This is a genomic window from uncultured Granulicatella sp. (assembly GCF_963516875.1).
In the GTDB taxonomy this organism is placed as follows: Bacteria; Bacillota; Bacilli; order Lactobacillales; family Aerococcaceae; genus Granulicatella.
In genome coordinates, this window is sequence record NZ_CAUQCL010000007.1 from 24,660 (window position 1) to 50,974 (window position 26,315).

General features: G+C 32.9%; 24 protein-coding genes. 19 read left to right on the forward strand and 5 right to left on the reverse strand.

Features of this window, described 5'->3' with window-relative positions; all coding sequences use genetic code 11:
• The first annotated feature begins 119 nt into the window (after positions 1 to 119).
• The 6 genes from RWM24_RS04220 (at position 120) to RWM24_RS04245 (ending at position 5,252) form a co-directional block, all read left to right on the forward strand.
• A complete protein-coding gene (locus RWM24_RS04220; RefSeq protein WP_314111912.1) occupies positions 120 to 803 on the forward strand; it encodes a response regulator transcription factor in 684 nt (227 codons plus the stop codon).
• Complete coding sequence (locus RWM24_RS04225) at positions 778 to 1,797, forward strand: sensor histidine kinase (protein ID WP_314111914.1); 1,020 nt, start codon at positions 778 to 780, stop codon at positions 1,795 to 1,797. Before RWM24_RS04220 ends, RWM24_RS04225 begins: the two co-directional genes overlap by 26 nt.
• A gap of 86 nt (positions 1,798 to 1,883) precedes the next feature.
• Complete coding sequence (rapZ, locus tag RWM24_RS04230) at positions 1,884 to 2,771, forward strand: RNase adapter RapZ (RefSeq protein ID WP_314111916.1); 888 nt, start codon at positions 1,884 to 1,886, stop codon at positions 2,769 to 2,771.
• Complete coding sequence (locus RWM24_RS04235; protein ID WP_314111917.1) at positions 2,768 to 3,787, forward strand: YvcK family protein; 1,020 nt, start codon at positions 2,768 to 2,770, stop codon at positions 3,785 to 3,787. The genes rapZ and RWM24_RS04235 overlap by 4 nt, the downstream gene beginning before the upstream one ends.
• 66 nt (positions 3,788 to 3,853) lie before the next feature.
• Positions 3,854 to 4,789, forward strand: coding sequence for a DNA-binding protein WhiA (gene whiA / locus RWM24_RS04240; RefSeq protein ID WP_314111919.1), 936 nt, complete (start codon positions 3,854 to 3,856; stop codon positions 4,787 to 4,789).
• An 82-nt stretch (positions 4,790 to 4,871) separates the two neighbouring features.
• Positions 4,872 to 5,252 (forward strand): single-stranded DNA-binding protein, encoded by a 381-nt coding sequence (locus RWM24_RS04245; protein WP_314111921.1) that lies wholly within the window; start codon positions 4,872 to 4,874, stop codon positions 5,250 to 5,252.
• A 384-nt stretch (positions 5,253 to 5,636) separates the two neighbouring features.
• Here RWM24_RS04245 and RWM24_RS04250 read toward each other — a convergent pair whose 3' ends face one another.
• From RWM24_RS04250 to RWM24_RS04265, 4 genes are all read right to left on the reverse strand, one after another.
• Complete coding sequence (locus RWM24_RS04250) at positions 5,637 to 7,187, reverse strand: ABC transporter ATP-binding protein (RefSeq protein ID WP_314111923.1); 1,551 nt, start codon at positions 7,185 to 7,187, stop codon at positions 5,637 to 5,639.
• A 1-nt stretch (position 7,188) separates the two neighbouring features.
• On the reverse strand, positions 7,189 to 8,631 hold the full coding sequence (locus tag RWM24_RS04255) for an ABC transporter ATP-binding protein (RefSeq protein ID WP_314111925.1): 1,443 nt from the start codon (positions 8,629 to 8,631) through the stop codon (positions 7,189 to 7,191).
• Between the two features lie 131 nt (positions 8,632 to 8,762).
• On the reverse strand, positions 8,763 to 9,581 hold the full coding sequence (locus RWM24_RS04260; RefSeq protein ID WP_314111927.1) for a Cof-type HAD-IIB family hydrolase: 819 nt from the start codon (positions 9,579 to 9,581) through the stop codon (positions 8,763 to 8,765).
• Positions 9,582 to 9,641: 60 nt separating this feature from the next.
• Positions 9,642 to 10,787 carry a dipeptidyl aminopeptidase gene (locus RWM24_RS04265; RefSeq protein ID WP_314111929.1) on the reverse strand — a complete coding sequence of 382 codons (1,146 nt, stop codon included), beginning with the start codon at positions 10,785 to 10,787 and terminating at the stop codon, positions 9,642 to 9,644.
• 91 nt (positions 10,788 to 10,878) lie between these two features.
• Here RWM24_RS04265 and RWM24_RS04270 point away from each other — a divergent pair, with 91 nt between their 5' ends.
• A complete protein-coding gene (locus RWM24_RS04270) occupies positions 10,879 to 11,196 on the forward strand; it encodes a helix-turn-helix domain-containing protein (protein ID WP_314111931.1) in 318 nt (105 codons plus the stop codon).
• Positions 11,197 to 11,252: 56 nt separating this feature from the next.
• Here the strand turns inward: RWM24_RS04270 and RWM24_RS04275 are convergent, their stop codons facing one another.
• Positions 11,253 to 12,221 carry an L-lactate dehydrogenase gene (locus RWM24_RS04275; protein ID WP_314111932.1) on the reverse strand — a complete coding sequence of 323 codons (969 nt, stop codon included), beginning with the start codon at positions 12,219 to 12,221 and terminating at the stop codon, positions 11,253 to 11,255.
• 160 nt (positions 12,222 to 12,381) lie between these two features.
• Here RWM24_RS04275 and pth point away from each other — a divergent pair, with 160 nt between their 5' ends.
• The 12 genes from pth (at position 12,382) to hslO (ending at position 26,294) form a co-directional block, all read left to right on the forward strand.
• Entirely contained in the window at positions 12,382 to 12,942 is a 561-nt protein-coding gene (gene pth, locus RWM24_RS04280) for an aminoacyl-tRNA hydrolase (RefSeq protein WP_314111934.1), read from the forward strand.
• A 71-nt stretch (positions 12,943 to 13,013) separates the two neighbouring features.
• Positions 13,014 to 16,538 (forward strand): transcription-repair coupling factor, encoded by a 3,525-nt coding sequence (gene mfd, locus RWM24_RS04285; protein ID WP_314111936.1) that lies wholly within the window; start codon positions 13,014 to 13,016, stop codon positions 16,536 to 16,538.
• 21 nt (positions 16,539 to 16,559) lie between these two features.
• Positions 16,560 to 18,152, forward strand: coding sequence for an oligosaccharide flippase family protein (locus RWM24_RS04290; RefSeq protein ID WP_314111938.1), 1,593 nt, complete (start codon positions 16,560 to 16,562; stop codon positions 18,150 to 18,152).
• 13 nt (positions 18,153 to 18,165) lie between these two features.
• On the forward strand, positions 18,166 to 18,438 hold the full coding sequence (locus RWM24_RS04295; protein WP_006703326.1) for an RNA-binding S4 domain-containing protein: 273 nt from the start codon (positions 18,166 to 18,168) through the stop codon (positions 18,436 to 18,438).
• Positions 18,439 to 18,586: 148 nt separating this feature from the next.
• Positions 18,587 to 19,240, forward strand: a complete 654-nt coding sequence (locus RWM24_RS04300; RefSeq protein WP_314111940.1) for a hypothetical protein — start codon at positions 18,587 to 18,589, stop codon at positions 19,238 to 19,240.
• 140 nt (positions 19,241 to 19,380) lie between these two features.
• Positions 19,381 to 20,079 carry an MgtC/SapB family protein gene (locus tag RWM24_RS04305; protein WP_314111941.1) on the forward strand — a complete coding sequence of 233 codons (699 nt, stop codon included), beginning with the start codon at positions 19,381 to 19,383 and terminating at the stop codon, positions 20,077 to 20,079.
• Between the two features lie 163 nt (positions 20,080 to 20,242).
• Positions 20,243 to 20,668 (forward strand): septum formation initiator family protein, encoded by a 426-nt coding sequence (locus tag RWM24_RS04310; protein ID WP_314111943.1) that lies wholly within the window; start codon positions 20,243 to 20,245, stop codon positions 20,666 to 20,668.
• 91 nt (positions 20,669 to 20,759) lie between these two features.
• A complete protein-coding gene (locus tag RWM24_RS04315; RefSeq protein WP_314111945.1) occupies positions 20,760 to 21,257 on the forward strand; it encodes a S1 domain-containing RNA-binding protein in 498 nt (165 codons plus the stop codon).
• 71 nt (positions 21,258 to 21,328) lie between these two features.
• Positions 21,329 to 22,675 carry a tRNA lysidine(34) synthetase TilS gene (gene tilS / locus RWM24_RS04320; protein WP_314111946.1) on the forward strand — a complete coding sequence of 449 codons (1,347 nt, stop codon included), beginning with the start codon at positions 21,329 to 21,331 and terminating at the stop codon, positions 22,673 to 22,675.
• Positions 22,669 to 23,208 carry a hypoxanthine phosphoribosyltransferase gene (hpt, locus tag RWM24_RS04325; RefSeq protein WP_314111948.1) on the forward strand — a complete coding sequence of 180 codons (540 nt, stop codon included), beginning with the start codon at positions 22,669 to 22,671 and terminating at the stop codon, positions 23,206 to 23,208. Before tilS ends, hpt begins: the two co-directional genes overlap by 7 nt.
• A gap of 83 nt (positions 23,209 to 23,291) precedes the next feature.
• Positions 23,292 to 25,334: an ATP-dependent zinc metalloprotease FtsH gene (gene ftsH, locus RWM24_RS04330; protein ID WP_314111950.1), complete on the forward strand. Its 2,043-nt coding sequence runs from the start codon at positions 23,292 to 23,294 to the stop codon at positions 25,332 to 25,334.
• 72 nt (positions 25,335 to 25,406) lie between these two features.
• Positions 25,407 to 26,294, forward strand: a complete 888-nt coding sequence (gene hslO / locus RWM24_RS04335) for an Hsp33 family molecular chaperone HslO (RefSeq protein WP_314111952.1) — start codon at positions 25,407 to 25,409, stop codon at positions 26,292 to 26,294.
• Positions 26,295 to 26,315: the final 21 nt, after the last annotated feature.

Genomic DNA, 26,315 nt, shown 5'->3' on the forward strand with positions numbered 1-26,315 from the left:
GTAATGATAAAAAAACATTTTTCTTTGTAGCCGAGCTACCAAAGGAAGGTGTTTTTTTCTTATTTATTCCGTGATACAATCAAGGTGTATAAGAAATGTTTGAAATTGAGGTGAAGTAGATGCATACGGTAATGATTGTGGAAGATGAACCGATTATTCGTGATGCTGTAGCTCAGGAATTAAGTAAATGGAATTATCAAGTAGCATGTGTAACAGATTTTAATAAAGTAATGGATGATTTTGTAAAAGTGAATCCTCAGTTAGTGATATTAGATATTACGCTTCCATTTTTTAATGGTTATTATTGGTGTCAGGAAATTCGTAAAATCTCGAATGTGCCGATTTTATTTTTATCTTCTCATCAACAACCGATGGATATTGTTATGTCGATTAATATGGGGGCAGATGACTATATTACGAAACCTTTTGAAATGCCGATATTGGTAGCTAAAATTCAAGGACTTTTCCGTCGTGCATATGAATTTGTTGGAACTCAAGATTGGATTGAATATAAGGGTGCGACGTTACATTTGAAGACGACTCAATTTACTTATAAACAACAAGTGATTGATTTGACGAAAAATGAATTTCAAATTTTACGTGTACTATTTGAAAGAGTTGGCAGTTTTGTTAGCCGAGATGAATTGATGAAGGAATTATGGAATAGTGATTTCTTTATTGACGATAATACGTTAACGGTTAATGTTGCCCGTCTTCGTAAAAAATTAGAAGAATGCGGTCTAGTGAATTTTATTACGACTAAAAAAGGAATTGGTTATGGGTTGGTGGATTCCAATGAGTAAAGAGAAGAGACAGTTTATTCAACAGTGGCTATTTACTCATAAAAAATTTCTATGGTATATCGCTTTTATTCTATGCTTATGGTTAGTTTTTGGGTTTGCTTTTAATGCACTGGAATGGATGTTGTATTTAATAGTACTAGTGGTAATTTTTTCAGGCATATTTTTAACTTCATGGTGTGCAAAGGATTTTCTGCAGTATAAAAAAATAAAGGAAAATCCAAATTGGAAAGAATTGCTTCAAAGTGAAAAAGTGTGGACGACGTCTGAACAATTTTTATTAGAGAATTTAGAGGATTATGCCACTCAACTAGCACAAGCAGAATTTCAACAAAGAGAAGCTTATAAAGAACAGTTAGATTACTATACGATGTGGATTCATCAAATTAAGACAAGTATTGCTTCGAGTCAATTATTAATTCAAGCTTTACCTACGCTTCCTGAAAAGAGTCCATTAGAACAAGAGTTAATAAAAATTACAACCTATACTGATTTTGTTTTGCATTATGTGAGAATGGAGACTTTTCATCAAGATTTAGTATTGAGAGAACATTCTTTGGATAGTATGATTCGTCAGATTTTGAAGAAGTTTGCAACGTTCTTTATTTATAAAAATCTTCGTTTGTCCTATGATGCTATTGACCAAGTAATTGTGACAGATGCGAAATGGTTTAGTGTTATTTTGGAACATATTTTATTAAATTCCATTAAGTATACGGACAAAGGTGGGCAAATTTCGATTTATTTAGAAGGAGCTTATTTATGTATTCAAGATACAGGAATCGGAATTGCAGAATCTGACCAGCAAAGAATTTTTGAAAGAGGCTTTAGTGGATTTAATGGAAGAATGAATTATCATTCTTCAGGATTAGGTCTATATTTATCCAATGAAATTGCGAAAAATTTAGGATTAGAATTATCCGTAGAATCGGTTGTAGGAGAAGGAACAACTTTAAAAATTTTATTACAACAAGATAAGTTAGATACAAGGGCTTAAAAGGAGAGAAAATGACTTAAAATTTCCCATGGAACGCCCGGATATGTTATGATAGAGAGAACTGAAATAGGAGAGGTGAATGACACATGGTAGATCAATTAGAATTAGTGGTCATTACAGGAATGAGTGGTGCTGGAAAAACGGTCGCAATGCAAAGCTTCGAGGATATGGGCTATTTTTGCGTCGACAATATGCCACCAAGTTTATTACCAAAGTTTTGGGAATTAGTAAAAGAATCTGGAAAAATTACAAAAATCGCATTAGTCATCGACTTACGTTCAAGAGCGTTTTTTGATGAAATTATGACATCGATTAGTGGTTTAGATAATACATCATTTATTACTACGAAAATTTTATTTTTAGAAGCAAGTGATGATGCATTAGTTTCTCGTTATAAAGAAACTCGTCGTACTCACCCATTAGCAGGTGATGGACGTGTATATGATGGCATTGTAGCGGAACGTCGATTATTACAAGATATTAAAGTGCGCGCGCAAAAAGTCATTGATACTACAACTCTTTCTCCAAGAAAATTACGTGAGGAAATTATGCATACTTTCTCAAATGGGGATACTGATATTTTTACAATTCAAGTGGTGTCATTTGGATTTAAATATGGGATTCCAATTGATGCAGATATCGTAATGGATGTTCGATTCTTACCAAATCCGCATTATATTGATGAATTACGTCCATTAACAGGACAAGATTCTGCCGTTTATGATTATGTTATGAGTCAACCTGAAACAAAAACTTTCTATCATAAATTTATGGAATTACTAGACTTTGTTATTCCTGGTTATAAAAAAGAAGGAAAATCAAGTGTCACAATTGCGATTGGATGTACGGGTGGGCAACACCGTTCCGTTGCATTAACAGAACGTACAGGAAGAGAATTAATGTCTGACTCTTATCATGTAACGATTTCTCACCGTGATAAAGATAAACGTAAAGAAGGGAATGGTCGTTCGTGATTTTTGAAGTAGAACCTCAAGAAAAGAAGCGAAAGAAAGGTCCTAAAATTACTGTTATAGGTGGAGGAACAGGATTACCTGTCTTATTAAGAAATTTAAGAAAACAAGATGCTGAAGTAACTGCGATTGTAACGGTAGCAGATGATGGAGGAAGTTCTGGAGTTATTCGAGACTACATTAACGTTGTGCCTCCAGGAGATATTCGTAACTGCTTATGTGCATTATCTCCAATGAATTCCTTGCAAAAAGATATTTTCCAATATCGTTTTAAGTCGGATGATCAATTTTTTGCAGGTCATGCGATTGGGAATTTAATTATTGCTGCCTTAACAGAAATGCATGGAAATAATATTTTTGATGCGATTCGTCTACTTTCTAGAATGATGAGTATTGAAGGGCATGTTTACCCTGCTGCAGAAGAACCATTATTGCTAAGAGCAGAATTTGAAGATGGAACGATTGTAGATGGAGAGTCTCAATTAGCGAAGCATCGTAAAAAAATTAAACATGTTAGTGTTCATACTTATGATGAAAATCGTAAACCAATCGCTTCTCGAGATGTTGTGGAAGCAATTATGGAAGCGGATATGGTCGTTATTGGACCAGGAAGTTTATATACCAGTATTTTGCCAAACTTAATGATTGAAGATATTGGAAGAGCAGTCTGTGAAACACAGGCAGAAGTGGTGTATATTTGTAATATTATGACACAATTAGGAGAAACAGAACATTTTACGGATAGTGACCATGTTCGTGTATTACATGAACATTTAGAAGAATGTTTTATTGATACGGTATTAGTCAATACGGAGTCTGTTCCGGATGAATATTTAAATCAACAAAAGCATGAAGAATATTTGTATCAAGTAAAATATGATTTCCAAGGATTACGTGACCAAGGTTGCCGAGTGATTTCGACAGATTTTCTTAAATTAAGAGAAAATGGTGTCTATCATGATGGACAAAAAGTCATTGATGAATTATTTACTTTATTACGAAGTGTAAAACATGATTAATGAAAAAGAAGTGGGGAAGAGCAATTGTTCTTTCCCATTCCTATTGTATAGGGAAAGGGGGCTATTATGTCATTTGCATCAGAAACGAAAAAAGAATTAACACAATTAGAAGTCCATATTGAACATGCAAAAGCAGAATTAGCAGCACTGATTCGTATGAATGGTTCTTTGAGTTTATTTAATCGTCAGTTTGTATTAAATATTCAAACGGAAAATGCTGCGATTGCGAGACGTATTTTCGTATTATTAAAGCAACATTATCAAATTGAAAGTGAATTACTTGTTCGCCGTAAAATGAAATTGAAGAAAAACAATGTGTATATTGTACGTTTAAAACAAGGAACTAAGGAAATTTTAAGTGATTTAGGCATTATGGAAAACTTGGAATTAATTACACATATTCCACTAGAGATTCGTGATAATGAAGAGAAAATGCGTTCTTATTTAAGAGGGGCATTCTTAGCTGGAGGTTCCGTTAATAATCCTGAAACAAGTCGCTATCATTTAGAAATTTATTCAAACTATGAAGAACATAATGAAGATATTTGTGATATGATGAATGCTTTTGGTCTCAATGCGAGGATGATTGAGAGAAGAAATGGATTTATTACTTATTTAAAAGAAGCGGAAAAAATTGCGGATTTTCTTGCACTTATTGGTGCAGCTAATGCGATGATGAAATTTGAAGATATTCGAATTGTACGAGATATGAGAAATTCGGTGAATCGTTTAGTGAACTGTGAAAATGCTAATATTAATAAAGTGGTCAATGCAGCTTCCCGTCAAATGGAAGATATTTTATTCATTGAGGAGAAAGTTGGTTTAGAGGCTTTACCTGTAAAATTATTTGAATTAGCGCAAGTGAGAAAAGAAAATCCAGATATTAGTTTGAAGGACTTAGGAGAGATTATTCCCTCTGGTTCAATTTCTAAATCGGGGGTAAACCACCGCTTGAGAAAAATTTCTGAATTTGCCGAAAATTTAAGAAAAAATATTTCGTAAAAAAATATTTTTTGAGATTTTTTTCGTACTTATAGAGTGAAGGACAATTTGTTCTTTAATAATTCAATGGGGGTACGGAAAAATGAATCATGTTTCATTAATTGGTCGTCTGATTAAAGACGTCGCTGTTCATCAATCTGAGAAGGGGAATTCCGTTTGTCGAAATACTTTGGCAGTGCAGAGTATTTATAGACAGAATGATGGGGATAAGCAGACGGATTTTATTCAGGTGATTGCTTTTGGGAAGATGGCGGATCGGATTCAGCGTTTTGTGAAGAAGGGCGATCGTTTAGGGATTGAGGGTCGAATTCATTCGAGACATTATAAGAATCGTGATCAGCAGGATGTTTATGTGACGGAGGTTATTATTGAGGAATGTTATTTCTTAGAGCCGAAGTCGCAAGAAACTGAACCAGAAGAAACGGATGAGTTTGCTTCGATTTTCACGGTAGATGGGGAATAAGATAAAAGACTTCCAAGAATTGTAGTATTAGGACGCAAGCAGCCTCGCAAATGCGAGTCTCATTGCTAAAATTTGAGCCTAGGGTCTCAAATTTTCCTGCGCTAGAAGCCGGATGGCTTCTAGTGCCCATACTACAATGAGAAGTCTTTTTTCTGTTCTTGGGAATGACATGATGCGTAAAAAAAGAAGACTTCTGAGAATTGTAGTATTAGGACGCCAGTAGCCACCTGCGGTGTCTCTTGGCTAAAATTTGAGCCTAAGGTCTCAAATTTTCCTGCGCTAGAAGCCAGATGGTTTCTAGTGCTCATACTACAATGGGAAGTCTTTTTTCTGTTCTTGGGAATGACATGAATGCTTATAAAAAGAAGAATTCACTTTTCTATATTAAAAAATATTTTTTCCATCTTTTTTCACCCCAAAATAATCACTAAATTTAAGTTCAAAATCAAAAATGATACTCTCTAATTTTTTATGAGAAACGACAATAATAGTCTTATCAGAAAAGTTGTTTATAAAAGCTTTCCAAATTTTACCGAATGTAACGGGATCTATCGCACTAAAAGACTCATCAAAAATTAATATGTCAAATTCTACAGCCCTGATTAACAGTCTTGCAAATTCAATTAGTTGTCTTTCCCCACCAGAAAGAGTATTAAAATTTACCTCTTCATATAAACGATTGTAAATTGTTTTAGGGAAATGATGGATATCCAATAATTCTATTATTTTTTGATCTGAAATATTCTGATTTAATCGTATATTATTTATAATTGTATCGGAAAAAATAATTGGGGTTGTTTGGCTATACCAAATATTATTAAAATACTCTTCCTGCCACCTTACGAAGTTGGATAGAAACGAGCTTTTTCCAATTCCTACTGCACCTGTGAATAGATATATTTTTCCTTTTTTTAATATTATATTTTTATCCAGCTTAGAATTACCATAAGAAGCACTTATTATTTCAAAATAGTCTTTTTTCTGTAAAAGTGATGGTTTATGCTTTTGTTTTATCTCTTTTACATTTACTAGTTCTTCGAGTGTATCGACTTTGATATTAATACTACTAAATTTTACAGACAGTTGAATCAAGAGTGTCATTGCTGGTATCATCCAGATGCTTATTTGATAAATAGAAACTATACTACCAATGCTTCCTCTGCCAATAAGGTACGATCCCAAACAAAAAATAATTACAACCATAGAACTGTTAACAAATTTAATAATTGAGGTTATAAAATGCTCCAATATATTTCGTTTCTTCGATAAAGCAATTATCTCATCATTAACTTTATTTATTTCATGTATCAATTTATAATTTAATTTTTCATTATAAAACGATTTTATGCCTAAATCATCCAGGTTCTGGGAAATTGATTGTAAATGAATCATTTTATTTATTCTCATATCTTCAACTACTATCAATTTTTTGTAAAATATACTAAGTAAAAAATATACGCTAAGAAATATTATAACTATAACTAAACAAATTATTATATTCTCTATCAATATGTAAATCATTCCTAATCCAATAGTAGCAAGACACCACAATAAACTACCAATATCTCGATAAAAAAAATAACTAATTTCATTTAAACCTTTCGAAATATAGTATAAATATGCACTGTCATTTTTTGGCGTAGTTAATGATCTATTTACAAGCCTATCTATAAGACTTAAACTATTATCCAATATAAAACTTGAAATTTTCAGGTCTAAAGATATTAAATAGTTGGTAAAAAAAGGAATAATAGCAACTATTCCCCCTAAGAAAAATAATGAAAATACATCAAACTTAGGAATACTATAATTTATTGCATATTTTATAAGTATTGCTGGAAATAATAACACTATTGATCTTAGTAAGACAATCAATGAAATGAATAATAGCTTAAATATATTACTTTTCAATAAAATCTTCGATATTTCTTTCATACTAAACCTCTATGGTGTCTGTAATTATTCTTGATGGAACTATCCCTTTTTCTAAATGAGTAACCTCAAAAATGCATTTATCAGAAAAATACTCAAGAAAAAATTCTTCAATGAGTCTTCTGACATTTTCATCAACATTAGCACCTAACTCATCAATTATTATAACTTGTGCCTCAAAATTGGTTTGACGAATAAGATTGATAATTGCTTTCTGCCCTGTTGATAAATCGCTCTCTTCACTTAAATTTGTACTTAATTCTGGAATAATATCTAATAACTTAGAAAATTTAGATAGATCATCTCTCATTAAATTTTCTTCAACAGTACCTTTTATAAATGTAAAGTCTTGCGGAACAAACATTTTATATTCTTTTTTTAAATATGAATCATTAAAATATAATTCTCTACAAAGCGTTGATTTTCCCACACCATTTTTCCCCCTTATAAGAAAGTATCCATGCACATTATTGTTTAATAGATTAATTATCTGATAAATTTTTGGTGTTTTTTCTTGGTTGACTTCCTCTTTTAGTCGCTTTATCAAATTATATACTTTAGAATATGACATTAAAATTTCTTGAATAGATGAAATAAAAGCCATAGTATATTTAAAAGGAGAACTAAAATAACTTAAGTAAGTTATGACTGCTACTAATTCACCAATTGAAATTTCCCCAGAGATAACTTTCATACCACCTAAAATTATAACAAGTCCTGGTCCAATAGAATCAATGGTTCTAGGTAATAACTTAGTTTGATTAGCAGATAAATTAATTTTAACAGTTAACTCATTGATTTTATCTGATAGTGAATAAACTTGTTTTTGTATATAACTTCCAGAATAAAGAAAATATAATTTCTCTTTATTGGTTAAATATTCTTGTGTAAAAATTTTTAAAATTTTCTTTTTTTCTCTCTGTTTAATGTGTAACATTTTTTGTTTCTTTACGAGTTTGCTAAATGGTAAGAAATATATTGAATACAATATGGATAAGGTCAAAAATAATATTGGAGAAATTAGGTAAATATTTATCGCTGCAATTACAAATCCAATGAGCGTGACTAATATTTCTACAAATGACTCAATAGTGAAATTTTCAATATTTTGTAAATCATCATTAATAATTTGTGTAAACTCACCTTTTTTAATGCCATCAATTTTTTTATAGTTTTTATAATTCCAAAAAGAATATAAATAAGTTCTCAAAGTACCTACAGCGGATACAGTAAGTAATTTTATTCCAATCAAGCCTATTCTACTACAAATGAAAGCCAATAAAATTAGTAATAAAATACCACTAAATGTACTATACACTGATAAACCAGACTGAATTGAATCAATTCCGCGTCCGATTTCCTTAGGAACTATCCCTTCTAAAATAGAACCAATTATTAAAAGAACAAAGGCTAGTATAAAACTCCCAATTTTTCTCACACTAAACATTCTAATTTCTCCATGAAATAAATTTTTTTAATGATTCTAGTAATTTTGATAACTCATCATTGAATCTAGTTAAATCATTTTTTCTATAGCGAGCTGCGGTATCTCTTGACTCAAATTTTCCTCCACTAATACTACAATCTCTCATTAATAACTCGTTCGATAGCTTTAATAACACCATTATTTTCGTTTGTGTCTGTTACCATTTTACTTAAACCTTTTACTTCTTCAGTGGCATTTCCCATTGAGATTGGTAATCCTGCGTATTGAAGCATTTCGATGTCATTTGCGGCATCACCGATAGCGGCAATTTCGTTACGATTGATATTAAGTTTTTGTGCTAATTTTTCTAGTCCGTATGCTTTATTAACGCCTTTTTTTAATACTTCAACTAAATATTTTTGGCTACGAACTACATAGAATTCTTCTCTCCAAGCATCTGGAATGACTGTTTCGAATTCATTTAATTGTTCTTCATCTGCAAGTAGTAAAATTTTATAAAAATCTGTGGTAAGAGATTCTTCTGTCGTAATACGTTTAATCTCTCCGTTGATGATTTTCACATCATATTCCATCCATTCTGTTGGTTCTTGGTCAAAGGAGTAGTAATAATCAACTCCTCCTCCTAGTACGCTAATGTCATGGTCTTTTCCAAGTTGAATCCATTTTTGAATAGCAGATGAATCTACAAAGGCATCCATAATGCGATTCCCTGTTTGGCTTTCGTAAATATTAGCGCCGTTTTGACTAATAATATAATGATTTTCTTCGAGATAACCTAAGTCTTTTAAATAAGGACGAATTCCTGTTTCAGGTCTTCCTGTACATAGAACCAATAATGTGTCAGTATCTTTGTGATGGAATTCTTTGAAATATTGTTTTGTTTCTTCCAGTAATTGTTTGTTAGAATTTAGCAGCGTTCCATCCATATCGATGGCAATTAGTTTAATCATTTGAGTTCTCCTTTAGTGTTCTATGAATCTATTGTAACATAAAGAAGAGTTTTAGATATATCAACCTTCCAAAAGCCAATCAAAAATCACATCATTCGTATCAAATGCAGCGCCATTTTGACAATGAAGATCACTGTAGTCATTTTCTTTGTCGAAAATTTTCATTCTTTTATTTTGAACGTCTAATTGTTCAAAATATTGTGTTGCTAATTCAGAAGGGTAATAGTTATCATTTTTTGCAACGCAAAGAAGAACTGGATTTTTGACTGGAAGTTCTGAAAAATCTCGACATCGAGTAATAAGCTGGTTGAGCGAGTTACATCCGAAAACCCATTTTGCATGTTCAATTTGCCAATTTAAAAAGGGGACATGCGAAATATATCCTTCAATTATTTTTTCTAAAAAAGGTGGGAATTGACTTTTTAAATAGGGATGAAGGATTTTCGGGATATTTGTTTTAAAGGAGTCCAACATATTTGGAAAATAATTATATAAAACAACTTTATCGAATAAATGCTCATTTAATGCGGAAGCTCTTGCAATTAATAATCCACCTAAGGATAGTCCAATTCCAATTTTTGGTAAGACAATTTCGTCTTGATAAGTCTGAAGGACAGCTTCTACCACTAAATCCCAACGTGGAGTAAATCTTTTTTGATAAGTTCGAATAGCTCTAGATTGTCCAGGGCCTTCAAATAAAATGACATGATACCCTTCCTCTAAAGATGCTCTTACATTCGTAAAATAAAGTTCTTCTAATAATGCATCGAATCCACCACAAATGAATAATGTTCCTTTAGGAGGCTGAGTAGTTTTAAAAAATAATGTTCGTAAGGAATAATCTTCAAACGGTACTTCCTTCAATTCGTAAGGAATCGATAATAAATTAAGTCCTTTATAAAAATAATCAACAGAAAGTTCATAGCAATCCAGTTTTCGATCATCATTAGGAGATAAGAAAAATTCAGCTGCTTGAAAATATCGACTAGCTCTTAAATAGGCTTTCCCTTTAGAAATAGAACTGTTAAAGTTTTTTTGTGTTAATTTAGTACCGAGTTTATACCATTCTGCATACCAGGATTCATAATTTTTTTCTTTTATTTTTTCTGTAGTCGATTGAACTTCTGCAAAATCACTTCCACCATAGGGGCAATACCACATTAATCGTCTTGTTTCAAATTCAAATTCAAAAGTTTTAAAAAACATCGAAACACTCCTTTATAGCAATCATATTTAATTATGGGTATAATAATAATCAGATTAAGCTTGTTAGAAAAGAAGTTACTTTGAGGTGCCTATGGAAAAAGACAGATGTTTAAGAGAGTTAGCGTTACCGTTACTTGGGAAATGGAGCATATTTATTGTACTAACGTTAGCTGAAGAGGAAATGTATTTTGCTCAATTAGAGCGTGAAATTGGAATAGTTTCAAGAAAGATGTTATCGCAAACATTAAATGATTTAATGGAAATTCATATTGTTTACAAAAAAGGAGAATCTTCTACAGGACAAAAGACGTATTATGGATTAACTCCTTTAGGGAAGAGCTTATTGCCACATATTTATGGGCTTAAAATTTGGATGATAGAGAATGAGGAATTTTTACGCAAAAAATAAAGCACAAAATCGCTGGCGCTTTTCCATGATTTTGTGCTTTTTAGTAGTTTAAATCATTATTCGTTTTCTAAACGTTCAAATGCGTCATGAAGGACTTGTTTTAAAGTGGAAGCAGATAAGTCCATTTTTTCTTGTTCGGCATCTGCAAGAGGGATTTCGATAATTTGGCGAATACCATCTCGTCCAATAACGGCTGGAGCGCCAATATATACATCTTCTTGTCCGTAATGTCCTTCGAGATAGACAGATAATGGGAAGATAGCTCTTTCGTTATTTAAAATGGCTTTTGTAATTCTTGCAAGGGTTGCTCCAATACCATAGTAAGTAGCACCTTTTTTCGCAATGATTTCATAAGCAGCGTCTCTTACTTGGAAGAATACTTCGACTAATTTTTCTTCATCTGTATCTGGATTTTGGCGAACCCATTCATAAATTTGTAATCCTCCGACATTTGCATGAGACCAAACTGGGAATTCTGTATCTCCATGCTCTCCTAGGATATATCCATGAACGTTACGAGCATCAACACCAATTAATTCGGCAATTGCTTGACGGAAGCGAGCACTATCTAATGCAGTTCCAGATCCGATAACACGATGTTTTGGTAATCCAGAGAATTTCCAAGTTGCGTATGTTAAAATATCAACAGGGTTTGATGCAACTAAGAAGATTCCATCAAATCCACTTGCCATAATTGGATCAATAATTCCTTTTAAGATTTTTAAGTTTTTATGTACTAAGTCAATACGAGTTTCGCCTGGCTTTTGAGCTGCACCAGCAGTAATACAAATGACATCTGCATCATGGCAGTCTTCATAACTTGCTGCATAGATTTTCTTTGGAGAGTTAAATGCTAGCGCATGTGATAAGTCTAAGGCATCTCCTTCTGTTTTTTCTCGTGCAATATCAATAATTCCAAGTTCTTCCGCAATTCCTTGAAGAACAAGTGCATAGGCGTAGCTTGAACCTACTGCGCCATCTCCAATTAAAATTACTTTATTGCTAGGTTTAATAAATTTTTTCATATTGTTACCTCCTATTTCCTAAATGGAATAACCATGGATAGTATAACATGTTTTGTTTTGTGAAGGGTTTTCAAAAGCTTACAAAATAAATTAAATTTTCGATTTTTGAATAGTTTATGATATACTAAATAGGACTCAAGATAGAAATGGGTGTGAACGTATGAAATTAATTATTGGATTAGGAAATCCAGGAGCAAAATATAAAGGAACTCGTCATAATATTGGATTTATTACGGTTGATGAATTTGCTTATCAAGAAAATTTAGAATTTAATCAAGCATTATTTGATGCAACTTTTACTCAAACACATATCGATGGAGAAAAAGTCATTTTAATGAAGCCGTTGACGTATATGAATTTATCCGGTCAAGCGGTTCGTCCATTAATGAATTATTTTAAAATTGGAATTGAAGATATTGTTGTTCTATATGATGATATGGATCTTCCAGTTGGAAAAATTAGGTTACGTCAAAAAGGTAGTGCCGGAGGACATAACGGGATTAAGAGTATCATTAGCTGTTTAGGAAGTGACCAATTTAATCGCATTAAAATTGGCGTAGGACGACCTGCTCCAGGTAAAAGTGTGGTCAATCATGTATTAGCTAATTTTGAAAAGGAAGAACAAGAAGATATTTTAGCTTCTGTGGCTAAAAGCGTAGAAGCGTTAAGAGATTGGATAAAAGGCGATAATTTTATTCAAACCATGAATCGTTTTAATTAAATAAACTTGAAAAAAGGCTGGAGCGAAAGTTTCAACCTTTTTAGTGCGTATATAAAGAGAAAGGAATAGATATGTTACCATTAGGAATTAGTAAAAAACAAATCCATAGTTTTAAAGAATGGATAGAAAGCCTTCCTAAGATGCAAAGTCAGTTAGTGTTAGGGTTAACTGGAGCGGCGAAACATTTAGCCGTAGCAAATGCATATGAAAATTGGAAGGGGCCAATAGTTGTTGTAACACCAACAATGTTACAAGCGACTCAATTATATGAAGAATTAGTACAGTGGTATGAAGACGAAGTATATTTATTTACAGTAGAGGAATCTTTAGCTGCAGAATATTCTATTCACTCTCCTGAAGTGGTGAGTAATCGAATTCGAACATTACAGTTTTTAACAACTGGAGGAAAAGGAATCGTAGTAGTTCCATTATCAGGAATTCAAAAGCCATTAGTACCTTTAGAAGTTTGGAAGAAAAGTACCATTGAATTAGTTGTTGGAGAAACAAGGTTAGAAGTAGAAGAATTAGTCACTCAATTAGGACGGATGGGGTATCGTAGAGAAGCAATGGTAGCTACTCCAGGAGATTTTTCGGTTCGTGGAGGGATTATTGATATTTATCCGTTGGATCAAGAACATCCGATTCGGTTAGATTTTTTTGATGATGAATTAGATTCATTACGGTTTTTCGATGCAGAAACGCAACGCTCACTTGAAATGGTGGAAAATATTATTCTTTTACCGGCAACAGATATTCCATTTGAATATGAAGTGGTATTTGAGGCAAAGGCTAAGATTCAAAAAGCTTATGAAAAAGATATAAAGAGTAGTGAATCAGATGAACGTACGCAATTATTAACCAATCAAATGAATCACCTGATGACACAATTAGAAGAAGGAGAGATTCCTCCTAAAATTTCTTATTGGCTCGAACTATTGTATAAAGATAAAACGACTATTTTAGATTATGTGTCTAAAAAAGGATATTTATTAGTAGATGATTATGCTCGAATTCAAGAAAAACAACGTTCACTTCATGAAGAAGCAGGATTGTGGAAAATTCATCAATTAGAATTAGGAATGATTGCTAGTTCGATTGATATGATTTTTGAAGGAAAGAAAGTATTAAAAGATTCTACACTACCAAGAACCTATTTCTCATTATTCCAAAAAGGATTAGGGCGATTAACGTTTGAAGCCATTCATAATATTCAAGAACGTTCAATGACACAATTCTTCTCACAAATGCCAATGGTAAAAGTAGAAGCAGATCGTTGGGCGAAACAAAAAGCTACGGTTATCGTAGTGGTGGATCAGTTAACGAGAGCTGCAAAAGTAGAACAAACTTTCCATGATTTTGATATTCCAGCAACTATTACAAAAGAAGTACAAGAAGGAATTCTTCAAATTATGGTAGGAACTTTTAGCCATGGATTTGAATTACCACAAGATAAATTTGTAGTCGTTACAGAAAAGGAACTATTTAATAAATTAACGAAACGTGCCCCAAGAACTCAAAAAATTTCCAATGCGGAAAGATTGAAGAGTTATACAGAATTAGCAGTTGGAGACTATGTTGTCCATGTCAATCATGGGGTGGGTGTGTATCAAGGGATGGAAACATTAGAAATTAATGGTGTCCATCAAGATTATATGTCGATTCATTATCAAGATGGAGGGCATTTATTTGTACCTGTTCATCAAATTAAATTAGTTCAAAAATATGTTTCTTCGGATGCAAAAGTTCCTAAATTAAATAAATTAGGAAGTAGCGAATGGGCAAAAACGAAACGTAAAGTTGAAACTAAAATTGAAGATATTGCCGATGAATTAATTGAATTATATGCAAAACGTGATGCGGAAAAAGGATATGCCTTCAGCAAGGATACCGTAGAGCAAAAAGAATTTGAAGATGCTTTCCCTTATTCAGAAACTCAAGATCAATTAAGAAGTATTGAGGAAATCAAAGCAGATATGCAAAAAGATAAACCAATGGATCGTTTACTTGTTGGAGACGTTGGTTATGGGAAAACAGAAGTAGCGATGCGTGCAGTTTTCAAAGCTTTAATGGACGGAAAACAAGCAGCAGTATTAGTACCAACAACGATTTTAGCAGAACAACATTATGAAAATTTTGTTCAAAGATTTGCAGATTATCCATTCAAAATAGGATTGTTAAGTCGATTTAGATTGAAGAAAGAGCAACAAGAAACAATTGAAGGATTACAAAAAGGTCAAGTAGATGTCGTGATTGGAACGCATCGTGTTTTATCAAAAGATGTGAATTTCTTAGATTTAGGGTTATTAGTAGTCGATGAAGAACAACGATTTGGTGTAAAACATAAAGAACGATTGAAACAATTGAAATCCCAAGTCGATGTTTTAACACTAACAGCAACGCCAATTCCTAGAACATTGCATATGTCGATGTTAGGAGTACGTGATTTATCCGTTATTGAAACACCACCTTCAAACCGTTATCCTGTCCAAACTTTTGTAATGGAGCAACAAGGGATTACCATTAAAGATGGAATTGAACGGGAATTAGCTCGTGGAGGACAAGTCTTCTATTTATACAATCGTGTGGAAACCATTGAGAAGAAAGCAGATGAATTACGTCAATTAGTTCCTGAAGCAAGAGTTGGAGTCATTCATGGACAAATGAGTGAAACGACGTTAGAAAATATTTTATATCAATTTATTGAGGGAGAATATGATGTTTTAGTAACAACGACGATTATTGAAACAGGGGTAGATATTCCAAATGTAAATACTTTATTCATTGAAAATGCGGATCATATGGGATTGTCACAGTTATATCAATTACGAGGAAGAGTGGGACGTTCCAACCGTATTGCATATGCGTATTTAATGTATCAACCAGATAAAACTTTAACAGAAGTTGGAGAAAAACGTCTGCAAGCGATGCGTGACTTTACAGAATTAGGTTCTGGATTCAAAATTGCGATGCGAGATTTATCGATTCGTGGTGCAGGGAATTTATTAGGAAAACAACAGCATGGATTTATAGATTCTGTTGGATTTGATTTATATTCTCAAATGTTGAGTGAAGCAGTATTGAAAAAACAAGGGAAAGCAGTCCCAACAATGGAAGATTCTGTTGAAATTGATTTACAAGTAGATGCTTATATTCCAACTACTTATATTCAAGATGAACGTCAAAAAATTGAAATGTATAAACGAATTCGTTCTATTGATAGTATGGAAACGTATCATGAATTATTAGATGATTTTATTGACCGCTTTGGAGAATTCCCTGATGAAGTGAGCTATTTATTAGAAGTTGGAATGCTAAAATATTTTGCAGAGCAGTTATCGATTACTTCGATTAAGAAAAAACAATATTCAATCATTATATCTATTGCTCAACCAGTAGTTCAACAATTAGAAGGAGTTGCCATTTTTGAAGCCCTTGGGCCAGTGAAATTACCTGCTCAAGTTACTAAAAAAGGTACAACTTTACAAGTATTGCTCAATGTAACGAATCAACCAACGGATTTATGGTTAGAACAAATCAAAATTTTCTTAGAAAAATGTTGTGAAGTTGTAGAAGCGCAAAAAGAGGAAAATGAATAAGAACACAAGAGGGGGGATTCAATGATTAAATCGAATAGACAGATGATGCAAGGAGCGTTGGTATTGTCACTAGCAGCCTTCATTGCGAAAATATTAAGTGCCGTTTATCGAGTTCCTTTTCAAAATATGGTTGGGAATACTGGTTTTTACGTTTATCAACAAGTATATCCTATTTATGGAATTGGAATGACCTTTGCTCTCTCTGGTTTTCCAGTATTTGTCTCAGCATTAATTGCTCAGTATCGTTCGGATTATGAATTAACTCCTCTTTTAAAACGATTATTTTGGATTTTAAGTGGATTAGGAATAGGCATATATTTAGTTTTATATACACAGTCAGAACTGATTGCTTTATGGATGGGAGATACTTTATTATCTCCAGTTATTCAAAGTGTATCGTGGATGTTTTTAATGATGCCATTTTTGGTAATTGCTAGAGGGTATTTCCAAGGAACGAATCGAATGGTTCCAACAGCAGTTTCTCAAGTAATGGAACAAGTCGTTCGAGTGAGTGTGATCTTATTAGCTGCCAGTTTTTATGGAGGTCTCACGAATGATTTATATGTAGTGGGAACTTGGGCAATGTCGAGTGCCGTTGTGGCTGCAGTGATGGCAACTTTTGTATTATTGTATTATAAAAAATCAGATTCATTTGAAAATTGGAATGGCAGTCGTGTCATTGAACCTCATAAGATTCAATGGGGAGTATTGCTGAAGAGATTAGTCATTGAAGGTGGAACTATATGTTTATTAAGTTCAATATTAGTATTGTTCCAATTAATCGATTCATTTACGTTGTTTAAAGGCTTAGTTGAACAGGGAATGAGTCAAGAAGTTGCCAAAGATTTAAAAGGGATTTTTGATAGAGGACAGCCACTTGTTCAATTAGGAATGGTTGTTGGAGTTGGATTTTCTTCAAGTTATTTACCATTACTGAGTCGTAGTTATACAAAACAACATTTAGAAGAATTCAAACAATTGAAACACTCACTCTTAAAAATGACGATGGTATTTTCAGTTGTGGCAACAGTAGGATTGTTAGTCATTTTACCAAGAGTTAATCATATGCTTTTTGGGGATATTCAAGGAAACGATGTACTGAGTATTTATATTATCAGTATTGTGTTAGCATCGATGATGATGGCTTACCATGGGCTATTACAAAGTACGGGAAAATATTCCATTACGCTTATAGCATTATTTGTAGGACTGATTGCTAAGGGTGTCGGCAATCTTTGGTTTATTCCTTTGTTTCAAACATTAGGAGCGAGTATTGCGACGATTTTAGGGTTATCTGTGATGCTAGGAATGATTTGGATGCTGAGTGGAGAGAGTACGTCTTCTTCGAGTCATCAACAGGCAACGATTATAAAATTAGGAATTGTAACAATAGGAATGGCAGTCGTGGTAGGAATTTTGAATATTCTATTTGAACGCTATTTTCCTTCTGGAGATTCCCGAACAAAAGATACGCTGATTGCTCTTTTATTAGTAAGTGTTGGAATGATTGTATTTTTAATAGGTGCAATTCGTATAAAATTATTTACCATTCGTGAATGGTTGATGATTCCAAAAGGAAAAACATTGTTAAGATTGACAAGAAAATGGAAATGAGGAGGAGAACAGGATGAGATTAGATAAATATTTAAAAGTATCACGATTAATTAAAAGAAGAAGCGTTGCAAAAGAAGTAGCGGATAAAGGAAGAATTACCGTCCAAGATAAAGTGGCAAAATCTTCAACAGATGTAAAAGTAGGAGATATTATTACCATTCAATTTGGAAATAAGACCGTAACCGTTCGAGTAGATGCGATTCTAGATTCAACTAGAAAAGAAGATGCAAAAGAAATGTTTACGATTTTAGAAGAAAAACAAGTTGTAAAAACAGAAGAGTTTTAAAACGGAGAAGAGAGAGTTGTTTCGTCAACCTCTCTTATTTTTTAGAAAATCTTAAACAGAGGAAATATTGAGAAAGAAAAATGTTTTCATTATACTGTATGTGAAGAAAGTAACTATTTTATATTTAGTCAGAGAAAGGATGAGGAAGATGAATAAAGGTAGTAAAATATATATGAGTGTTGCAATGATTACTTCTGCTGCCATTTGTTTATTTGGTTTATACTTTAGTACAAAGGAAATTGTCGAAGTGACGTCTGTATCGTGGAGAGCGATTGGAGAAAGTTGTTTTGCTTTTTTATGTGCAATGGTTAGTATGATAAAATTACCTTTAAAAACTAAAAAAGGAATTTTAGTGTCGGAATTATTGTTGATAGTTGTTTTGTTTGCTCCAATGATTTTAAAGGGTACTATTCCAACGCTTCAGGTATCTCCTTTTGGTGTAATTGCGGACTTAACGATTGTTTATACTATTGTAGGAGGGATGATTTTATGGATGAATAATCGAAGTAAGCAACAGGATAATGAATGGAAGCTAGAGACTATCTTTATTAATGTTCAAATGCTTATGATTATTAATGTTTTTTTTGATATTTTTTCTTTTGGAGTAGAGGTAATGGATTATGCAAGTGAACTTCAGATTGGACAGATGTTTAGAAGTGTGTTTCTTGGAACGATAAATCTTCAAATGTTATGGATAGCTTTTGGAATTTTGATTATATTTGGAAGCATACTGAAGATGTTGTATATTATTTTTAGGGTGAAGAATGATAAAGATTCAATAATGAGTATTTCTAATGAATGATGATCATATTTACTCCAATTCATGATTTCAAAATTCAAAGATAAGATTTCTTGACAATAATAGAAGAAAAGCATAGAATAATGTGCACGTTATCATTTTGATAACAGTACAAAAATTCAATGTTCATGAAAGGAGCAAGTATGATAGAAACAATTTTTAGTAGAAATTTTAATGTGTTGTTGGAAACACGTCATTTGATGGCAATTATTTTAGCTTGCTTATGTGGATGGGCCATTGGACATGAACGAAAATCGAGAAATAAACAAGCCGGTATTAAAACGCATGTAATCGTAGCTTTAACTTCAGCTTTAATGATGTTAATTTCTAAAGAAGCATTTATAGATACATCAAAATTTGATACAGCTCGTGTGGCTGCACAAGTCGTAAGTGGAATCAGTTTTATCGGTGGTGGAATTATCTTTATGCGAGATAAGAAAATTAGTGGGATTACAACTGCTTCAGGAATTTGGGCAACTGCAGGAATTGGTTTAGCAATTGGTGGAGGAATGTGGATTTTTGGAATAGTCTGTGCTGCTGTTGTAGTCATTATTCAATTATTAACGCATGAATCACCATTAAAGGCTCAAAAACGTCAAGTGAGTATTTATTGTTTAGTTCCAGATGTAACAATTATGCAAAAATTATATGATTTTTGTCATTTGGAAGAGTATCAGGCGATTCAAGTGGAAGCAAAAGAATTAGAAGACGGTCAATTTGAATTAATTGTTCGAGTAGAACATGAAGAAGAGATTGTCATTGAAAAAATTCAAGAGTATATTGAAAAACAACATTCTGATTTAGAAGTGAAGAAGATTAAGTTTAAGACAGAAGAATATTAGCAAATAAGACTTATCTGATATAGCAAACAGGACGCCAACAGAAAAGTGGTATAAGCCAGCAATGTGGCTTATGCCACTTTTTTTATAAAATTTTCCTAAAAGCATAGACTAGTTATCATATTCTTGTTATACTCGTCATATAATCATTAAAGGAGTCAGTGTAGTGAATAAACAGCAAGAAGAAAATAGCAAAATAATTGCGTTTAAAGCCAAAAAGAAAAAATTGCATAAAAGTATTCACTTACCAAAAGTAGCTATTTGGAAAAGAGTAGCTGTATGGCATTCATTATTCATGGCAGTAGTGATTGCTATTATTGGAACACTGATTTTACAAATTGTTGGGCAATTGAATCAAGCAAGTCAGATTGAAGCAAAAATTGTAGAAGCTAAGAAAGATGAAGCAAAAGTAAAAGAGCAACAAAAAGCTTTACTTCAACAAGTTGAATTGTTACAAAAAGATGATTATGTTGCAAAACTTGCACGTAGTGAATATTACTTAAGCAAATCAGGAGAAATTATTTTTAATACGCCTGATGATGCTGCACAAAATAAAATTCAACAAGCAAAAGAAAATCAATCTCGTCATTAATGTTTGCAAGTGCTACAAGTGTTGGAAATAATCTTTTATACTCGTCAAGCGTGTGTATAAAAGGAGAATTTGAAGGAGGAACGCTTTTTATATGTCAATTGAGGTAGGAACTATTTTACCTGGTAAAGTAACTGGTATTACAAATTTTGGAGCTTTTGTGGATTTAGGAAACCGTAAAACAGGATTGGTTCACATTAGTGAAGTATCTAATTCTTATATTAAAGATATTAAAGATGTCTTAACAGTCGGAGATGAAGTTCAAGTAAAAGTAATGGAAATTGCAGGAGATGGAAAGGTTAGTTTGTCGATTCGTCGTGCAAGTGCTGATGATTCTTCTGAAGAAACTGTTGAGGAAAAACCAAAATTCCAAAAATCAGCTTCACGTAATCAAGAAGGACAAGGGTTTAAGAAATCGTCTTATGCATCTAAACCTGCACCATCTTTTGAAAAAAAATCACCTTCGCAAGCAAAAGTAACAGATTTTGATGCGATGATGAGTTCCTTCTTAAAAGATTCTGAAGATCGTTTAACATCATTAAAACGTAATACAGAAGGTAAACGTGGCGGACGTGGTGGACGCCGTTCATAATAGAATGGAGAGATGAGGCTGGAGTATTCCAGTCTCATTTTTGTCATGTAAAGATTAAAGGAGGTGTTTCGATGAATGAAGTCAAACAATTTTTAGAGTGTAATATTCCAAACTGGCAACAAGAGTTCTATATTTTAGCTGTTTCTGGCGGGGTAGATTCGATGGTGTTGTTGGAACAATTTTTTCAACTTCATAAGAAGTTCCCTATTATGATTAGGGTTGTCCATATTCATCATCATCTTCGACAAGAATCGGATGAAGAAGAAGGAATGGTAAGAGAATTTTGCCGAAAAAGAAATCTAGCAATAGATGTTTACCATTGGGAAGAAGGTAGTAGTCAACATAGTGGTATTGAAGAAAAAGCAAGGCAGTTTCGTTATCAAAAATTAAAAGAATCTCAGCAAAAACATCATGCTTCTTATGTTGTGGTAGCCCATCATGCAGATGATCAAGCAGAAACGGTATTAATGAAATTGACAAGAGGAAGTACCCTTGACGGGATTGCTGGGATGAAAGCAATACGTCCATTTGGTGAAGGATATTTAATACGTCCTTTTTTAACAGTGGATAAAAAAGCTTTATATGAGTATGCTTCCGTTCATCAAATCCCTTATAGTGAAGATACGACTAATCAAAGTGTAGTATATACGAGAAATCGATTTAGACAGGAAATAATTCCATTATTTAAAAAGGAAAATCCTAAATTTAATCAAAAAATTCAAGAATTTACGAAATCGTTGCAAGAACAACAAGAATTGATTGAAACAGTAACCTATCAATGGATGGATCAAGCCTTAGTAGAATTACCCAATGGTTGGTCTTGGAATAAGGAAAGTTATATCAAGCAACCAATCGGATTACAGAAAGTTATTTTAGTGGAATTATCTAAAAAAATAGGGGGATTATTGAGTACAAAAAATGTGTCAGATATTCATAAATCTATTTTATCTGATAACTCTCAATTAAGTTTAGATTTGCCAAAAGGATGGATTTTTCAAAAAAGGTATCAGCAATTGTTTCTTGTAAAAAAAGAAATAGAAGCTATTTTTTATAAAGAATTTAGAGTAGAAAAATTTCAAATGGAAGATATTGTATTATCTAAGGATGAAATAGTATCCTTTACGAAAGAAGAAGGGTGGGAAATGATGGTTTCGTGTGAGGATTTTCCATTAATCATTCGTAGAAGAAAGTCTGGAGATTCTTTATTACTCCGTTCAAATCAACATCAAAGTTTAAGAAGATATTGTATTAATGAGAAGATTCCAAAAGAAGAAAGGGAAAAATTATGGGTTGTGGAAAATGCTGCAAAAGAAATTATAGCAATATTAGGATTTCGTAAACCACAATCATTGTCCAAAATGAAAGAAACTGATAAAATAAGAGTATTCTATAGAAAAGAAGAGGTGTCAACATGTTAGATAATTATATTGCAGAAGTATTAGTAAGTCCTGAAGAGTTGAAGGAAACGATTCAAAAATTAGGAGAAAAATTAACCGTAGAATATAAAGATAAAAATCCATTAGTGATTTGTATTTTAAAGGGAGCTATTTTCTTTATGACAGACCTTGTTCGTGCAATGGACTGTGATTTAGAAGTAGATTTTATGGATGTATCTAGTTATGGAGATGCATTTGAATCTAGTGGTCAAGTTCGAATTTTAAAAGACTTAGATCAAAGTGTAAAAGATCGCCATATTTTAATTGTAGAAGATATTATTGATACAGGTCGTACATTAGCTTATATTGTGGAGTTATTAAAACACCGTCAAGCTGCAAGTGTAAAAATTGTTACATTATTAGATAAACCTGAACGTCGTGTTATGGCGATTGAAGCAGATTATGTTGGGGTAGAAGTGCCTAATAAATTTGTAGTTGGTTATGGATTAGATTATAAACAAGGATTAAGAAACTTGCCGTATATTGGAGTTTTAAAACCAGAAATGTATGAATAATAAGATTTGGTTAAGTTATTCATCAAAGATAGTCAAATCTGATATACTATAGTCAGTATAATTATTAAAATGCAGGAGGCAAAATGAATACAAATAATAATCGTCAAATATTTCGTAATGGACTAATGTATATTATGATTTTTGTGGCAATTATTGGATTAGTTTCTTGGTTTAATCAAGGATCCAATGGGCAAACAACAGAAATTAGTTATACACAATTCGTTCAAGAATTGAAAAAAGGTGACATTAAAGAAATAAAAATGCAATATGCAAACTCCGTTTATACAATAACTGGGGAATATAAAGAAGCAAAAGAAAATTCAAATACAACTTCTAAGGGGTTGGCATTATTTGATAAGAGATCTTCTAAAACATCAAGTTTCAAAACAGTTGTTTTACCAAATGATGGAACTGTAATAGAAATTAATAATGCTGCACAACAAGCAGGCACTCAAATTACGACACTTCCTGAAAGTCAGTCTGGAATTTGGTTATCATTATTTTTACAATTAGTAATTCCAATTGTGATTTTTGGATTTTTAATGTATAACGTATTTTCTAGCCAAATGGGACAAGGTGGACCACGTGGTGTTATGAACTTTGGTCGTTCAAAAGCTACCGATCAAAAACAAAAAGTGAAGGTTCGTTTTTCAGATGTAGCAGGGGCTGAAGAAGAAAAACAAGAATTAGTAGAAGTAGTAGAATTTTTAAAAGATCCTCGTAAGTTTACAGCTCTTGGAGCTCGTATTCCAGCAGGTGTCTTATTAGAAGGCCCTCCAGGAACAGGTAAAACTTTATTAGCCAAAGCTGTTGCCGGTGAAGCAAATGTTCCATTCTTCTCCATTTCAGGTTCTGAATTTGTAGAGATGTTCGTTGGGGTAGGGGCAAGCCGTGTTCGTGATTTATTTGAAAATGCGAAAAAAAATGCTCCAGCTATTATTTTTATTGATGAAATCGATGCTGTTGGTCGTCAACGTGGTACAGGTATGGGGGGAGGTCACGATGAACGTGAACAAACTTTAAACCAATTGCTAGTTGAAATGGATGGTTTTGAAGGAACAGAAGGCGTTATCGTGATTGCTGCAACAAACCGTTCCGATGTATTAGACCCTGCATTATTACGTCCGGGACGTTTTGACCGACAAATTTTAGTAGGTCGTCCAGATGTTAAAGGACGTGAAGCAATTCTAAAAGTTCATGCTAGAAATAAAAAATTAGCAAAAGAAGTGGACTTAAAAGTGATTGCTCAACAAACTCCAGGTTTCTCTGGTGCTGAATTAGAAAACTTATTAAATGAAGCTGCTTTAGTAGCTGCAAGAAGAGATAAAACAGCGATTGACAAGTTAGATGTGGATGAAGCACATGACCGTGTTATTGCGGGGCCAGCGAAAAAAGATCGTGCAATTAGTGAAAAAGAACGTAAAATGGTTGCTTTCCACGAAGCTGGTCATACAATCGTTGGAATGGTATTAAGTGATGCACGTGTCGTTCATAAAGTGACGATTGTTCCTCGTGGACGTGCAGGTGGATATGCAATTATGCTTCCAAAAGAAGATCGCTTCTTAATGACTAAAAAAGAATTGTTCGAACAAGTAGTTGGATTACTTGGTGGACGTGCTGCTGAGGAGTTTATCTTTAATGAGAAAACGACAGGAGCAAGTAATGATTTCGAGCAAGCAACAGGAATTGTTCGTAGTATGATTACAGAATATGGAATGTATGATGAATTAGGAACGGTTCAATATGAAGGAAATCATCAAGTCTTTATTGGACGTGATTACGGACAAACAAAAGCTTATTCTGATCAAGTGGCTTTTGAAATCGATAATGCAGTTCGCTCGATTATGAAAGAAGCTTATGCACAAGCATTACAAATTTTAGAAGAACATAAAGATCAATTAACTCTAATTGCTGAAAAATTACTAGAATTAGAAACTCTTGATGAACGTACCATTAAAGCATTATTCGAAACTGGAGAAATGCCAACAGAAGACGTTGAAGAAGAGTATCCAAGTGAAATAGAAGCAGCAAGTTTTGAAGAGTCTAAAAAGGCTTTAGCAAAACGTGAAGCATCTAAACAAGATGATTCTGATGAAGAATCTGATTCAAAAGATGATGTAGAATAATGACAAGAAAGTGAGAAGGGAAAGTTAAAGCTTTTCTTTCCCACTTTTCTTTTATGAAAGAAGGAATGAAGAATGAAGGATCATTTATTAAAAGTATTAGCTTTTAATGATGAAGTTAAAGCAGTTGCGATTGTAGCAACAGAAGCAGTATCTCAAGCACAAAAACGTCATGACACTTGGAGCGCAGCTACTGCGGCATTAGGACGTACGATGATTGGAACACAATTATTAGCAACTAGTCTAAAAGGAAAAGAAAAAATTACGATTCAAGTAAATGGTGATGGTCCTGGTGGGAAAATTATGGCAGAAGCAAATGGTTTAGGTCAAATGAGAGGATATATCTCAAATCCCCATGTTAGCTTACCATTAAATGAAAAAGGAAAATTAGATGTTCGTGGAGTTGTGGGAACGAATGGAACCATTACCGTTATTAAAGATTTACAATTGAAAGAACCATTTTCTGGTCAAATTCCAATTGTAGACGGTGAATTAGGAATGGATTTCACATATTATTTAGCTGTTTCTGAACAAATTAATGGAGCAGTTGGAGTTTCTGTATTAGTAAATCCAGATGAATCGGTTCGTGCTGCAGGAGGATTTATGATTCAATTACTTCCTGGAGCTAGCGAAGAAACGATTGTTGAAATTGAACGACGTATTAGTGAAATGCCTCTTGTTTCAAAATTGATTGATCAACAAGAAGAGCCTATTGATTTATTAAACCGTCTATTAGGGAAAGAAAATATTAAAGTGTTGGAAGAATTACCGGTAGAATTTCATTGTCCTTGTACAAGAGAAAGATTTAGTGCAGGATTATTATCAATTGGGGTAGATGACTTGCAACATTTAATTAATGAAGATCATGGAGCAGAAATTGTTTGTCATTTCTGCGGTGAGAAATATCAATTTAGTGAAGATGATTTAAATGATTTAATCACAGAAATTAACGATCAAAAATAATGATGAAGAATAGGTTCAAAA

Excerpts from the sequence above, each read along its gene's own strand:
- RWM24_RS04220 (WP_314111912.1), top strand. The coding sequence starts at position 120 with ATGCATACGGTAATGATTGTGGAAGATGAACCGATTATTCGTGATGCT.
- RWM24_RS04225 (WP_314111914.1), top strand. The coding sequence starts at position 778 with ATGGGTTGGTGGATTCCAATGAGTAAAGAGAAGAGACAGTTTATTCAA.
- rapZ (WP_314111916.1), top strand. The coding sequence starts at position 1,884 with ATGGTAGATCAATTAGAATTAGTGGTCATTACAGGAATGAGTGGTGCT.
- whiA (WP_314111919.1), top strand. The coding sequence starts at position 3,854 with ATGTCATTTGCATCAGAAACGAAAAAAGAATTAACACAATTAGAAGTC.
- RWM24_RS04245 (WP_314111921.1), top strand. The coding sequence starts at position 4,872 with ATGAATCATGTTTCATTAATTGGTCGTCTGATTAAAGACGTCGCTGTT.
- RWM24_RS04250 (WP_314111923.1), bottom strand. The coding sequence starts at position 7,187 with ATGAAAGAAATATCGAAGATTTTATTGAAAAGTAATATATTTAAGCTA.
- RWM24_RS04255 (WP_314111925.1), bottom strand. The coding sequence starts at position 8,631 with ATGTTTAGTGTGAGAAAAATTGGGAGTTTTATACTAGCCTTTGTTCTT.
- RWM24_RS04260 (WP_314111927.1), bottom strand. The coding sequence starts at position 9,581 with ATGATTAAACTAATTGCCATCGATATGGATGGAACGCTGCTAAATTCT.
- RWM24_RS04265 (WP_314111929.1), bottom strand. The coding sequence starts at position 10,787 with ATGTTTTTTAAAACTTTTGAATTTGAATTTGAAACAAGACGATTAATG.
- RWM24_RS04270 (WP_314111931.1), top strand. The coding sequence starts at position 10,879 with ATGGAAAAAGACAGATGTTTAAGAGAGTTAGCGTTACCGTTACTTGGG.
- RWM24_RS04275 (WP_314111932.1), bottom strand. The coding sequence starts at position 12,221 with ATGAAAAAATTTATTAAACCTAGCAATAAAGTAATTTTAATTGGAGAT.
- pth (WP_314111934.1), top strand. The coding sequence starts at position 12,382 with ATGAAATTAATTATTGGATTAGGAAATCCAGGAGCAAAATATAAAGGA.
- mfd (WP_314111936.1), top strand. The coding sequence starts at position 13,014 with ATGTTACCATTAGGAATTAGTAAAAAACAAATCCATAGTTTTAAAGAA.
- RWM24_RS04290 (WP_314111938.1), top strand. The coding sequence starts at position 16,560 with ATGATTAAATCGAATAGACAGATGATGCAAGGAGCGTTGGTATTGTCA.
- RWM24_RS04295 (WP_006703326.1), top strand. The coding sequence starts at position 18,166 with ATGAGATTAGATAAATATTTAAAAGTATCACGATTAATTAAAAGAAGA.
- RWM24_RS04300 (WP_314111940.1), top strand. The coding sequence starts at position 18,587 with ATGAATAAAGGTAGTAAAATATATATGAGTGTTGCAATGATTACTTCT.
- RWM24_RS04305 (WP_314111941.1), top strand. The coding sequence starts at position 19,381 with ATGATAGAAACAATTTTTAGTAGAAATTTTAATGTGTTGTTGGAAACA.
- RWM24_RS04315 (WP_314111945.1), top strand. The coding sequence starts at position 20,760 with ATGTCAATTGAGGTAGGAACTATTTTACCTGGTAAAGTAACTGGTATT.
- tilS (WP_314111946.1), top strand. The coding sequence starts at position 21,329 with ATGAATGAAGTCAAACAATTTTTAGAGTGTAATATTCCAAACTGGCAA.
- hpt (WP_314111948.1), top strand. The coding sequence starts at position 22,669 with ATGTTAGATAATTATATTGCAGAAGTATTAGTAAGTCCTGAAGAGTTG.
- ftsH (WP_314111950.1), top strand. The coding sequence starts at position 23,292 with ATGAATACAAATAATAATCGTCAAATATTTCGTAATGGACTAATGTAT.
- hslO (WP_314111952.1), top strand. The coding sequence starts at position 25,407 with ATGAAGGATCATTTATTAAAAGTATTAGCTTTTAATGATGAAGTTAAA.